This is a genomic window from Pseudoalteromonas sp. AOP7-A1-14, assembly GCF_052376275.1.
Lineage (GTDB): Bacteria > Pseudomonadota > Gammaproteobacteria > Enterobacterales > Alteromonadaceae > Pseudoalteromonas.
This window is the reverse complement of sequence record NZ_JBQSVO010000103.1, coordinates 1-13,515: the sequence shown is the minus strand read 5'-3', so window position 1 is coordinate 13,515 and position 13,515 is coordinate 1. Positions and strand designations below refer to the sequence as shown.

Genomic DNA, 13,515 nt, shown 5'->3' with positions numbered 1-13,515 from the left:
CATGTTACCTTTTTTAGCAGTTGATTTCTTTGCCTTTTCATTTTTAAAGGCGCACAATTGCATGGTTGCTAAGGTACAGCCCTTTTAGGCGCTGTACCTAAGTAGTTTACTCAGACTACTTAGGTACACTACTTTTTGAGGGCAACATAATGATAACTACACATCCTAAAATCGTGATCATCGGTGGCGGCGCTGGCGGCTTAGAGCTAGCAACCCAATTAGGACATAAACTAGGAAAGAAAAAACAAGCAGATATCCTGCTGATTGATAAAAACCGCACTCACATATGGAAGCCCCTCCTGCATGAGGTAGCGACAGGTTCAATAGATGCTGACTTAGATGGCGTTGTTTACTCTGCCCATGCCGCAAAACATCATTATAACTTTCAGTTCGGCACTTTTAGTGGCCTTAATAATAACGATAAAACCATTACCTTAAACGCCCTTAATGACGAGTTAGGTCATCAAATTTTGCCTGAACGACAAGTTCACTACGATTATTTAGTGATTGCTATTGGTAGTGTCAGTAACGATTTCAATACCCCAGGTATTAAAGATCATTGTTTTTATCTTGATTCAAACCAACAAGCTGAGCGTTTTCAACATGCTTTACTTGATAACTTTACTCGCTTACATCAAGACGATGATCCACAGCACGCATTAGATATTGCCATTGTTGGTGGTGGCGCAACGGGTGTTGAGCTTTCGGCTGAACTTTACCATGTATCTGAGCTATTAAAAGTTTACGGCCTTACCAACATGTCGGCTAAACGTTTGCATATTCATTTAATTGAAGCCGGACCAAGAATACTACCTGCGCTTCCCGAGCGAATTGCCAGCGCAGCAAAGCGTGAGCTACTAAAGCTTGGCGTAACCGTACGTGAAAACACCCAAGTAAAAGAAGCGGTCAAAACCGGCTTTATAACTAAAGATGAAGAACAAATTAACGCCGATATTATGGTCTGGGCTGCAGGCGTAAAGGCGCCGGATTTTGTTAAAGAATTAGGCATTTTTGAGCTTACTCGTAATAATCAAATCATGGTTAATGACTATTTACAAAGTAGCTGTGACGAACGAATTTATGTGCTTGGTGATTGCTGCGCATTCACCCAAGAAGATGGCAAGCTTGTCCCACCACGTGCGCAGTCAGCGCATCAAATGGCGCAATGCGTTGAAAAGAACTTGATTGCAACGCTTCGCCAGCAACCATTAAATGGCTTTAAATATAGCGACCATGGCTCACTAGTTAACTTATCTCGCTATAGTACTGTTGGCAGCTTGATGGGAAACTTAACCAGTAATAGCTTTTTTATTGAAGGTAAAATAGCGCGCTTTATGTATATTTCGCTTTATCGAATGCACCAACGAGCTATTCATGGCAGTGCAAAAACCTTTGCTCTATGGATCAGCGAAAAAGTTCTGCGCGTAGTTAGGCCAAAAATGAAGTTGCATTAAAGCATGAAAAGACAGTGAGCGTTTCACTGTCTTTAATTTTTAATATTTGCGGTGTAGATTAAGGTCTGTTGACCTTGCAGGTTTAATATTTGTTCAAAAGGGCTAAGGAAAATTCTAGCAAAGCTTTCGCGTCCTGCTCACGCGCCTTACCTACATAAATATAGGTAACAAAGAGTTAGTCGCCCCTAGAAAAACCACGTAAAAGGAATGATGCTATGACGGCTAAAACGCTGATTTTCAACTTTGATGGTACAGGTAGTGAACCCCGGGATGCAGAACAATTTAGCTCTGCTAACTTTAAAGAAGATGCCAGTATCTCTAATATTTTAAAACTCCACTTACTACTCGGTGGCCAACTCAATAACCAGTCAGAAACTCCCTTCATTCAACAACGAAGCTTTTATTATCAAGGCATTGGTACTAAGGGTAGCCGTCTAAAACGCATTTTGAACCAATCTTTAGCTCCGCGCACTGACGATGTAAGCAGTATTTTAAACCAAGCTATTGATGATTTTAAACATCACTACGAACTAGGCGATAAAGTATTACTAACGGGTTTTAGTCGCGGCGCGGCACTTGCCAGACGCTTTGCAAAATGTTTAGAGCCACTTATTAGCAAAGACGTTTATTTGTGTGTCTTTGATACAGTTGCCTCGATTGGTTTATCCAAAATAACTAAAGCAACGCGTGGAGCCGAACATGTGATTTTTGAAAACCACACATTAGCGCATAATATTAACTCTGCGCTACATTGTGTGGCACTTGATGAAAAACGTCGAGCCTTTGAACCCACTCTTATCAACCAACAACAAAATGTTCACGAAATATGGTTTGCGGGCGCCCATTCAGATATTGGTGGCGGATACTACCGCGATGGTTTGGCTGATATTTGCTTGCGCTACAGCATTGAATGGCTACTTAAACAAGCCATTGGTTTAGACTTTTTAACCAGTCAACAGATTGACTACTCCACATTAACTGAGCATATTAATGCGGCATTAATAGCAAAAGACGATGTCACCATCGCCCCAGATCCACTAGCATTAAGCCACCAACAAAATTACTTTTGGTTTAACCCATTATTTAAGCTTATTGACCGTGAATGCTGTGTCCTTGTTGATGACGAACCCAGTACAGTTTTGCCAACAGTACACCAAAGCGTTACGACACGTATCTATCATTTATCTAGTTACCGTCCAGAATCGTTAAAAAACACGCGTTATAATATTCAATACAATGACCACACCCTCCTCGCTTTTACTGGCCTTAGTGAGCATATTGCGCTTGAAAATCAAAACATGACCATTTTACAAGTTGGTGAAAGTAAACAAGTCACAGTGTATGCTGCAGAGCAATATAACACCACGGGATTAATGCTAGAGCAAGGCGCTACTTATCGTTTTAGAGCACTTGATAATCAAACCTGGTATGACGATGGCATTCAATGTGGGCCTGAAGGTTGGAGTCGCGATGAGATAAAACTAGGGGTAAAAGAAATCCCCATGGCATTACTTGAACCTTTTAGACGACTAACCCATGCGCCGTGGTTTTCTTTAATAGGCGCAATAGCAAATACAGATGATCACGCATTTGAAATTGCTGATGGCGGCGATTTTAAAATAACTCAATCAGGTGAATTTACCCCCTTTGCAAATGATTTAATGCGTTTTTATGGCGCAAATGCAGGAAGTATAAAACTAAGCGTTAAACGGCTAGGGTAATGTTTAAATTATGACTTAAACTCATGACATTTAGTCTAAGCGTAGGCTAAACATTAAATTAAGCACCTATTTGATCAAGCTCATTACCTTGAGTCTGCCACTTAGCTTTTATACTCTACGCTGACAATCACAACCATCTAGACAATTCTACTTATCGTTAGTTGGCAGTATTACATTGCTCTATGCACCGTAGAGGTCAATCGCAGAGCCCTATTTAATCAACGCTTTTTTTAAGCAGCGATTAAATAGGACTCTTGTCCTGAATGTTTACTTTTACGCTTGTAAGCACCTTTGCCTTTTTTAGCACTGACAATTTGTGGCTTAAAAACTTTTGAGGTAACCAATGCAGCTAATGCATTGTCTTTAATTACACCACGACCGGTATCAACAGATGATGTTGATTGAACTGGTTTTGCTTTCTTTTTACTCATTGATTGCTCCTAATTTAGTTGTGCGGATTGTATGCCTAACGTAAAAAAACACAAATGTTTTTTTAAAGCAGCAAACCGTAATCTCTAACCTTCCTCTTCCCATTGTTCGAGCTTATCATCCTCTAACATTAATGCCATTGAGGCAATAACAGTTAAGCTTTCGTCTAAACGCGTATATAACAATGTAAATCCATCTATTAAGGTTTCTGGATTGGGGTGTTCACTTTGGGCTTCTTGCCACATAGCAAAAGTAGCCAATAAACTTAATGTCACTTCAAAGTTATCTACAAATTGCTGGCTTTCATCTTTTCGCTTTTGATCATCACTAGTTTCTAATGACAGTAAAAAGTTAAAATCAAGTTGCCACACTTCTTGGTTAACTAAATAAGCAGCTAAGTAACCACTACACCAGTTTTGTAATGGCTCACTAGGTGATTTTTCATTTTCATGATGAGGATAAAGTGCAGCTAATAAGTTACTCTGCGCCACTTGAACATCGGTAATACTATCGAGTATATCAATCAACGCCCCACGCTCCGGTGTATCGCTCATCAACTAATTATAAACACCGTCACAATCGTCACTAATATAATGGGCTAACTCAGCCTCTCCAAAAAACTCTGAACAGGCAAGTAAGCCACTCACAAAACCCACAACGTGATCAATAGTTACTTTATTATCATGTGTTTGTGTGTCTAAAAATGATTCTAAAACCGATACACTTTTTGAATTGAGCATAACAACCCTTAATTAAAATATAATTACATTCTTACCCTAGCTAATTGAGTATGTATTGCAAGTTCAGGTTAGTCCTTAAGGTGTTACCACTAACTTATTAGCACCTCTAAAAGCCATGTGTTAAGTAAAAAATAAAGTGTAAAGTGACAGCAGTTTTAAGCTAAAAAAACCTCCCTATTTAGAGTCATGATCAAATCAACACCAGAAAGTGATCACAAATAAGCATTAGCTCGTTATAATAGCTAAGCTGTAATAATTAAGTTTTATTTTATTTACTCAATAGGAGCTTTGCGTGTCGCGATTTTCAGCCGTAACCGACAACCCTCATGATGACCGTTTTAATCAAAAAACGGGCATCTTACTGACTAACTTAGGCAGCCCAGATGCACCGACGACTAAGGCTTTAAGGGTATACCTTCGAGAGTTTTTATCCGATCCGCGCATTGTAGAAATTCCGCGTTTAATTTGGCTGATGATTCTACACGGTATTATTTTACGTGTACGCCCTAAGCGCTCCGCAAAATTATATAAAAGTATTTGGACCGACAATGGCTCGCCACTCACTCATATTACCCGCTTGCAACGCGACAAACTCAATACGCTATTACAACAACAAGGTTATACAAATACCGAAGTAGTAATGGCTATGCGTTATGGAAACCCTTCCATTGAAGCAGGCCTTGAAGAGCTACGCGACAAAGGCTTAACCCGCATTATTGTCTTGCCGCTTTATCCTCAATATTCAAGCCCAACCACCGGCTCGACCTTTGACGCGGTTGCTAAGGAATTAAAAAAATGGCGCTGGGTGCCCGAGCTACACTTTATAAACGGCTATCATAAAAACAAGCAATACATTGAGTCACTAGCCAACAGCATAAGTGAAGACTTACAAGCTAATGGCACCCCAAAAAAATTGGTCTTTTCGTATCACGGCATGCCAAAGTTATTTTTAGATAATGGCGACCCATACCATTGCTTGTGTTTACAAACCACCCGCTTAGTTACTGAAAAGCTAGCGCTAGACAAAGACCTATTTATGAGTACTTTTCAAAGTCGCTTTGGTAAAGCAGAATGGTTAAAACCGTATACCGATGTCACCCTAGAAAGCTTTCCAAAAGAAGGGATTGACGATGTGGCTATAGTCAGCCCTGCTTTTAGCGCCGACTGTTTAGAAACACTTGAAGAAATTGAAGGCGAAAACCGCGAAATTTTTGAACACGCTGGCGGCAAAAAATATCGCTATATAAAAGCACTTAACGACAGAGACGATCACATTGCAGCACTATTTGATGTGTTAAAACCGATGCTGTAACCGCTTGCACCGTGATGCGGCCCAGTCTGTTACATAATAAACAAACTAGGCCGTAACATTTATAATTGTTAGATTTTAAAACCCGCACTAAGCGTTTAACGAACAAGAAGTTGCTGAAATTGCAGAAAAAATGATTAACATGAACGTATGGAGTCGGCTCAAGCTCGCCTAAGGACAGTACCGTATAATGCAGATTAAAGCTTAACGCTACCACGCAATGCTTTTGTGTTGCCATGCTTAGTTTTACTGTCCATACGTTTACGTTGAGAGTTACGGCTAGGCTTTGTAGGTTTTCGCGCTCGCTGTACTTTTGTAGCACTGACAATTAACTCTTTTAAACGCGCTAATGCATCTTCTCGGTTTAATTCTTGGGTACGATGGCTTTGGGCTTTAATGACGATAACGCCGTCTTTTGTTAGCCGGTTATCATTAAGCTTTAGCAAACGCTCTTTATAAAATTCAGGTAACTTTGAGCGATTAATATCAAAACGTAAATGGATAGCACTAGCGACCTTATTAACATTTTGTCCACCGGCACCTTGAGCGCGAATAGCAGAAAGTTCGACTTCCCACTCATCAATTGTTACGGTATTTGAAATAATTAACATTGTGTTCAGCTGCTTGCTTCAAAATTGTATTGTATCATTTTTAGGGTATAGTCCAAAATAGCGCTGGGTATTTTGCTAACTTAATTTTATAATTAAGCTTGCTATTTTTAAGTGTAATGAATATTACATGTCAGCATGCTCTAATTTTATTAGCATAGTGAGTCTATTTAAACTTAATTTAAAATGATCTATTTAGCATATTAAAAACAAAGGATTTAAACATGAAAAAAGTATTACTCTCTCTAGGGTTATTAGCCATGAGCTTTTCAAGCATTGCTGAAGATATCACTGAAAGTGAACTACAAGGCTATATGGAAGCACTGCCAGCTGTAGCACAATGGTCGCAAGATCAACCTGAACTTGACAATTTAAACCTTGCAAGCATGCTAGGTAGCAGTGAAGGCAATTCAAGCATGGCGACAAGTGCATTGAGTATGCTTAAAGATAACGATTTATATAAACAGTTTTCAGCATTAACTGCTGAGTATGGCTTTACACCTGAAGAATTTGTATCTGTAGGTAGCGAAGTTTCAATGGCTTACTTAGAGAACTTAAAATCAGGTTTATCTGACGAAAACAAAGCTAAAGTAAACGAGTTAATGGGTAGCATTAACAGCTCAGGTAGTTCATCAGCTTCAAGCGCAAGCTCTATGATGAGTGCACTGGGTGGTTCTTCAAGTACTGCTGATAGCTCTACAGAAGTAAGCGAAAGCAATGTAAGCTTAGTGCAAGAATATATGCCACAACTTCAAAAATTATTTGCGATGGTAAAATAACTTATTCTCATCGCTGAGCAATAAAAATCAAGCGGCTTCGGTCGCTTTTTTATTGCCTACAACCAAGATATAATCTTTGACATCTTGCAGCTAACGTTAGTTTTATATGCCATTGATGACACTTCCAAACGTAACCACCACCGATGAGAAAAAAAAGCTCTGTGTTTTATTAAGCCTATTATTAAGTGAATCCTCTTATGGCTTTAAAAACTCACCGCAGCAATACGCTAATCGCATATTTGATCATTTTAAGAAAGGTTATTCGTTTTCACCAAAAGAAGTGACAGCTATAACTCAACAATTAGCGCAAGAATCATTTATTTGGAAACGCCCTTTTGGTGATCATTATCAGCTTTCGATTGATGCGATTGTCTATGCGACGATAAGCATGTTAACCGATAATAAAGACCTTACAGCAGTGTTTTTAAAAGAGCTTGCCAACACTTACCATTTTAACAATGGTGCGCTGGTATTTATGTTTTATCTGTTTGACTCTCAAAAACAAAAACCTAAGTCGTCATTACAGTTTAAGATAGACTTTGAAAAAGAAGTCGATTACCAATTTATAACACTGCTTGCACAATCAACATATAGCCATCAACTTTGGCAAAACTTACCAGTCCAGTGGCAACATGCCTGCGCTGAGCACTTTATAAATGGCCAATTTTTTAACCTTACTGGCGATATACCATGGCCTCTAATAGCCAAAGACAACGCCGACAACATTGACAATAATAAACTCATTTACCTTAATGAAAGCTTGGCAGTCTTAAAACAAAATAGCCATTTTGATGAACTACTACACGACAAATCAGACCGTGCGTTAGCACAGTTTATTGAAGTAAATCAAAATGCAATCGAGGGCGCGCCCTTAGATGCACTCGAGATACAATATAAAAATGCCTTAAAGGCTTACCGTAAAAAGTTTGGCAAAGGGTCTTACCCTAGTGAAATTACAGGACTTTTGTACACCGTCAGTTTATTCGCCGGTAATACCAGCGCAGGTATTAAACAGTTAGAAACCATCAAGCGCTGGTATAGAAAAAATTTAGGTGAGCTAAGCCACAGCCATCAAGCCATTGAATTTTTGGTAGAAAGCGAACAAATAAGCACATTTAAAGATTATCGCTTAATTAAAATACTCGAACAATTCATAAGTAACCCTAACGCCTTAGCGCCGCTTTTCTGTTTATTATTAGCATTAATAAAAAATGCAACCGATGAGCAAATAAATAACTTAAGGGCGCATGACGCGTTACTCAACCAACTCATCGATGCTATAAAACCGCACCAACACTGGCTTGGTGAACAATGCATGCACCTATCGCTTTGGCTAAAAGAAGATACGCCATTACCTAGCAATGGTTTATTAACGCACTTTACTCGTGTAGCACAATGGCAACGTTGGCTTGATGATATTAGTCATCTTGAAGAGCCAAAGTCCGAACAACGAGTTATTTGGCAGCTTGACCTCACCCATTTAGATTTACCACTTATTCAAGCAAAAGTGCAGCAAGTTAACGCAAAAGGCGAATGGACTAAAGGCCGAAAAACTAATATTCATGAACTCGATTACGCGCAGTACCATGAAGCGCTTACAGATGCAGACCGTAAACTTATCCAAGTGATCAGCAATCACGCGGGCTTTGGTTATAAAGAAGTGCAAGCCACCAGCGCCGTATTACAGGCATTAGTGGGGTTTGATGATTTACAAAATATTAAAGGCGATGCAATTAAGCTTATTAAAGGTGAGTTTATTATCGAAATTGCTCAAAATAGTAATGATTGCTTTGAATTAGTGATGCACCCCACCATTGACGACCTTGATGGCGACTTTATTGTTAATCATAGCCACGACAATTGTTACCAAGTATTTGCAGTTGATGAAAAACAATTAAAACTCGATGCAATGCTTGCCAACCAGCCTAATAACTTAACCGAAGAAAGGCTTCCCGCACTTAATTCCGCGCTAAAAAAACTCGCCACAGAGCACCATATAAGTAGTGAACGTACAGAGTTTGCCGATATTAACAATGTCCGCCAAGGAAGCTGTGAACTGGCGGCAGTTATTAAACTGACCCACATGGGGATTGATGTAAACTTTTATGTAATGCCGCATTCTGTCGATGGTCCTTGGCTTGAGCCTGGTGTAGGGGCTACAACCTTAGTTTATAGCGAAGATGGCACTAACAGCAGCGTTGTTAAACGTGATTTAAAAGCCGAACAACGTGCTTTTAAAAAGCTGTTAAAAAACTTGGCTGAGGTGTTCAATAATAAAAGTTATCAGCACAAAAGTACTCAACAGCAGTTCTTTTTACCAGAGGATATTAGCCAAGCCATTGAATCTCTTGAACAGGCGCACCAAGCCAAGGCATTAGTATTAAGCTGGGATGAAAACACCCAAGGTATGAAAGTTGCCAACAGCAAGCACTTATCTTTAAACCTAAATGATGACAGTGACTGGCTCAGTGTAAACGGCAATATAACTTTACCCAGTGGCGATATATACGCCTTACAAACGTTGTTAAACGCACCTCGTCGCGGCAGTATTATTGAATTTGACGAACAAAACTCTTTATTATTAGATCAGCGTTTAACTAAGTTAATTAATCGCCTTGAAGGTATGCAAAGCCAAGACAAAGACGTAAGCGATGACAAGTTACGTATTGCCAACAGCCGTGCATTGCCGTTATATCAAACCGTCGCTGATTTAGGTGATGTAAGCTATGGCGAAAGCTGGCAACAACGCTTAGCCAAATTTGACAACACCAGCGAACCTATAATACCTGTTCATTTAAAAAACACCCTGCGTGATTATCAAATTGTAGGGGTTAAGTGGCTGATGCAACTCGCAAATTGGGGCCTTAACGCCTGCCTTGCCGATGATATGGGCTTAGGCAAAACCTTACAAACACTTTGTGTCTTACAAATGCGCAGCCAATTAGGCGCAAGCTTAGTCATAGCGCCTAAATCGGTAGGCAATAATTGGCAAGTAGAAGCCGAGCGTTTTGCGCCTTCATTAACAGTTAAAAACATTGATAACGCAGCATCCTGCGCCGATGTATTAGATAATGCAAAAGCCAGTGACCTAATTGTTGTCAGCTACGGCCTATTGCCATTAATTGGCGAGCAACTTGCCGAGCACTCTTTTGCTAACATTGTGCTGGATGAAGCACAAGCCATTAAAAATCCGCTCAGCTTACGTGCAAAAGCCGCTTTTGCCTTAAATGGCCAGTTTAAAGTAGCGCTTTCTGGCACTCCGATTGAAAACCATTTAGGCGAACTTTGGAGCCTATTTAACTTTTTAATGCCGGGTTTTTTACACACTTTACCCGTATTTAAAAAGCGCTTTGGTAATGCAGATAAAAACCAACAACAAGCTGATATTCTTAAAGCATTAATAGCACCGTTTATACTGCGCCGTAAAAAACAAACAGTACTGACAGAGCTCCCTGAAAAAACAGAGATAAACCTAACCTTTGCATTAAGCGATGAAGAACAAGCACTATACGAAGCAACACGCCTAAATGCGCTTGAGCAAGCCAGTAAAGAAGACAGCCAATACATTACTATTTTAGCGTCGTTAACTAAATTGCGCCGCGCCTGTATTGCCCCACAATTATTACTTGAGCACAGTAAACTCACTTCAAGTAAACTCGATACCGCTGATTCGATTATTGAAGAATTACTTGAGAACGATCACCAAGCGCTCATATTTAGCCAATTTGTAGATGTACTTAAATTAGTAGAGCAACGCTTACAAAAGCGCAAAATTGAATATTGCTACCTTGATGGCAGCATGAGTAGTGCAAAGCGCAAACAACAAGTCGATAAATTTCAAAATGGTGATGCTCCATTGTTTTTAATTAGCCTTAAAGCCGGTGGCACAGGGCTTAATTTAACCGCCGCCGATTATGTACTGCATTTAGATCCATGGTGGAACCCAGCAGTTGAACAACAAGCATCAGACCGCGCGCACCGCTTAGGCCAAACACGCCCAGTAACGGTTTATCGCTTAATTGCACAAAACACCATTGAAGAAAAAATCCTGCAATTACACGAACACAAGCAAGCGCTTGCCGACAAAGTGTTATCGGGCAGTGGCGATGCAGGGCAACTATCAAAAGATCAGCTACTAGCGCTACTCAACCATGATTTGGACGAATAATTACAAGTCCGATTTAAGTATCTCTTTTACCCGTGGGGCAAGCGCGGGTAATACATCTTCCTCAAACCATGGGTTTTTAGTAAGCCAAATATTATTGCGAGGACTAGGATGAGGCAACGGTAAAATAGTTGGCCAATACTCACGCCACGATTTTACCAACTCAGTTAACGGTACGCTTTTACTTTCTGGTAAATGGTACGCTTGGGCATATTTACCGAGCACAATTGTCAGCTCAATATTCGGTAACGCCGCTAATAGCTGGGCTCTCCAAGCGGGCGCACATTCTTTACGCGGTGGTAAATCACCCGACTTTCCCTTACCTGGGTAGCAAAAACCCATCGGTAAAATAGCCACTTTACTAGCATCATAAAAATCATCTTCACTGAGCCCTAGCCACTGGCGTAAGCGCTTACCACTGGCGTCATTAAAAGGCTTTCCCGTTTCATGCACTTTTAAGCCAGGAGCTTGGCCAGCAATTAAAATACGTGCTGCAGGATCAAACTGCACCACCGGACGTGCGCCAAGTGGCAGCTGAGGTTCACAGATCACGCATTTACTAACTTGTTTTAATAACTGCTCAGTCACCTTTGCTCTCCTGTTCTATAGCTGGCTATCATAAAGCAATTTTAAAACGATTAAATTCAACAGCTTAAATTATTATTAATATATTTTATGATTTTAACAGCCTACTTTCTAGCCCGTCTATTTTTAGTTAATTGACGATAGCACTTACAGGCATGATCAACTAATTAATACATTATAAATTTTTTTTGCATGCAACTCATGCAAAAAAAATCATACAAAAAAAAGCAGAAACAACTATAAAATACATTACTTTCAATTACTTAGTATTTAATTACTAGCCCTATATGTTGCTAAAAGGCAAAGGGACCCGCGGGTACAGTGACTTTTATATTTTCGCAAGTGAGCTTTATTAAAAGCGAGGTTAGTAAAATAGTGATCTGAGAAAACATTAAAACTCACATTAAAAAAAATCAAAAAATAAAATACAAGCCATTGATATTTATACAAAATAAAAAGTTATTTTTATGATAAAAAGCTCAACGACATTTATTCAAACCGGGCCGATTGGCTTAGCATCTGGAGGAAATGAATCTATATATGACAGATCACTATTTTACTAACTAATATCTGTTACCTTGCAGAGTTTAAGTTGGGTTAATCTAGAGACAATTTGATCGTAGCACGAGATCTGTAACCTAGTGGACTCAGTAAAAAGTAACGAGCACTGGATTAAACCAGTGCCCAGCATTTTTTATTGAATAGAAAATTCATCAAATAATTGTACTTCTGCATCCAAGTTACTCGGGTCAAATACATAACTTTGAACTGTACCTGTCCCGGTATCTAAGATGGAGAAAACAGAAAGCGTGTTACTTGCTACAAAAGGTAAATCAGGATAACTCTCGTTTTCCATACTCATAGGGCTAAACACATTAGGGAAGCTCATAACGCGATTTTGTGGATCACCGTTAGGCGGATAATTAGTAATTGACCAACGTGGATTTTCTGAGTTTACATCATCCCAAAAATCAGCATAACCAGAACGAACATCATCAGTATATTCGCCACTGGTGTCGACATAATAGGCCCCATACGAATTACCAACATTTGAACTTTCTAAATAATGTAAGTTACCCACTTGAGCTCGATTCCATAAATGCGAGTGGCCTATATGAACAAGATTAACTCCGTTTTCACGTAACAGAGGCTCAATGTCATTGAACCAAACATCTTCTGCTAATGGGTATTGGTAGCGCACTTCGCTTATATTCTCAAGCATGGGCTCAACGGTATCCGTCCACGTTTGAGCGCTTAGCGGAAAAGTAAATTCCGTCATACTTTGTGCACCATCGACAGTTTCAACCAACTGCATTACAGGTTCAGATAAAACCGGCACAGTATTGTCACCTAAACCAAATACTCCTTGGTGAGCCATAACCACTTTGTACTTTGAGTTTTTAAATGCCTCACTTTGCATCACGGTCTCAAGCCACGCGTATTGGTCTGAATTCTTATCAAAAGATTCAAACATAAATTCACCAAAGCCCCACTGCTGAGGGTCTTCAAGCGTACTTAACCCTTCGACAAACTTTGATTTACTATCGCCAGATACACTCCAAGAGCGCCATATTCTCGACACGTTCATTGAAATAATAAATACATCACCAAACGCTGTAGCATAATATTCTTCACCTCCAACACCGTCATTTGGAAATGAGAAAATATCTAAAAATGTTTGCTGGTTGTTAGACTGATCTGCAATCCACTGCGCTTTAACATCGG

General features: G+C 39.7%; 10 protein-coding genes and 1 pseudogene. 5 read left to right on the top strand and 6 right to left on the bottom strand.

Annotation, left to right across the window (positions count from 1 at the left end):
* The first annotated feature begins 149 nt into the window (after positions 1–149).
* Both ACT3RM_RS14195 and ACT3RM_RS14190 read left to right on the top strand, forming a co-directional pair.
* Positions 150–1,454 carry an NAD(P)/FAD-dependent oxidoreductase gene (locus ACT3RM_RS14195; RefSeq protein ID WP_441834406.1) on the top strand — a complete coding sequence of 435 codons (1,305 nt, stop codon included), beginning with the start codon at positions 150–152 and terminating at the stop codon, positions 1,452–1,454.
* Between the two features lie 215 nt (positions 1,455–1,669).
* Complete coding sequence (locus tag ACT3RM_RS14190; RefSeq protein WP_441995137.1) at positions 1,670–3,175, top strand: phospholipase effector Tle1 domain-containing protein; 1,506 nt, start codon at positions 1,670–1,672, stop codon at positions 3,173–3,175.
* A gap of 230 nt (positions 3,176–3,405) precedes the next feature.
* Here the strand turns inward: ACT3RM_RS14190 and arfA are convergent, their stop codons facing one another.
* The 3 genes from arfA to ACT3RM_RS14175 all read right to left on the bottom strand — a co-directional run bounded on the left by arfA (position 3,406) and on the right by ACT3RM_RS14175 (position 4,344).
* Positions 3,406–3,606 carry an alternative ribosome rescue factor ArfA gene (gene arfA, locus ACT3RM_RS14185; RefSeq protein WP_441993438.1) on the bottom strand — a complete coding sequence of 67 codons (201 nt, stop codon included), beginning with the start codon at positions 3,604–3,606 and terminating at the stop codon, positions 3,406–3,408.
* Between the two features lie 84 nt (positions 3,607–3,690).
* Positions 3,691–4,158 (bottom strand): hypothetical protein, encoded by a 468-nt coding sequence (locus tag ACT3RM_RS14180; RefSeq protein WP_441995139.1) that lies wholly within the window; start codon positions 4,156–4,158, stop codon positions 3,691–3,693.
* Positions 4,159–4,161: 3 nt separating this feature from the next.
* A complete protein-coding gene (locus ACT3RM_RS14175) occupies positions 4,162–4,344 on the bottom strand; it encodes a hypothetical protein (RefSeq protein WP_441995141.1) in 183 nt (60 codons plus the stop codon).
* Between the two features lie 292 nt (positions 4,345–4,636).
* Here ACT3RM_RS14175 and hemH point away from each other — a divergent pair, with 292 nt between their 5' ends.
* Positions 4,637–5,656 carry a ferrochelatase gene (hemH, locus tag ACT3RM_RS14170; protein WP_441995143.1) on the top strand — a complete coding sequence of 340 codons (1,020 nt, stop codon included), beginning with the start codon at positions 4,637–4,639 and terminating at the stop codon, positions 5,654–5,656.
* Positions 5,657–5,850: 194 nt separating this feature from the next.
* Here the strand turns inward: hemH and arfB are convergent, their stop codons facing one another.
* On the bottom strand, positions 5,851–6,264 hold the full coding sequence (arfB, locus tag ACT3RM_RS14165) for an alternative ribosome rescue aminoacyl-tRNA hydrolase ArfB (protein ID WP_441993442.1): 414 nt from the start codon (positions 6,262–6,264) through the stop codon (positions 5,851–5,853).
* A gap of 221 nt (positions 6,265–6,485) precedes the next feature.
* On the opposite strand from arfB, the gene ACT3RM_RS14160 reads away from it, so the two are divergent.
* Together ACT3RM_RS14160 and ACT3RM_RS14155 are read left to right on the top strand one after the other, a co-directional pair.
* Positions 6,486–7,040 carry a short-chain dehydrogenase gene (locus ACT3RM_RS14160; RefSeq protein ID WP_441995145.1) on the top strand — a complete coding sequence of 185 codons (555 nt, stop codon included), beginning with the start codon at positions 6,486–6,488 and terminating at the stop codon, positions 7,038–7,040.
* A 115-nt stretch (positions 7,041–7,155) separates the two neighbouring features.
* On the top strand, positions 7,156–11,208 hold the full coding sequence (locus ACT3RM_RS14155; protein ID WP_441995147.1) for an SNF2-related protein: 4,053 nt from the start codon (positions 7,156–7,158) through the stop codon (positions 11,206–11,208).
* On the opposite strand, the gene ACT3RM_RS14150 is transcribed toward ACT3RM_RS14155, so the two are convergent.
* Positions 11,209–11,793 carry a uracil-DNA glycosylase family protein gene (locus ACT3RM_RS14150; RefSeq protein ID WP_441834397.1) on the bottom strand — a complete coding sequence of 195 codons (585 nt, stop codon included), beginning with the start codon at positions 11,791–11,793 and terminating at the stop codon, positions 11,209–11,211.
* Positions 11,794–12,484: 691 nt separating this feature from the next.
* Positions 12,485–13,515: pseudogene (locus ACT3RM_RS14145) on the bottom strand (metallophosphoesterase); the annotation flags it as partial.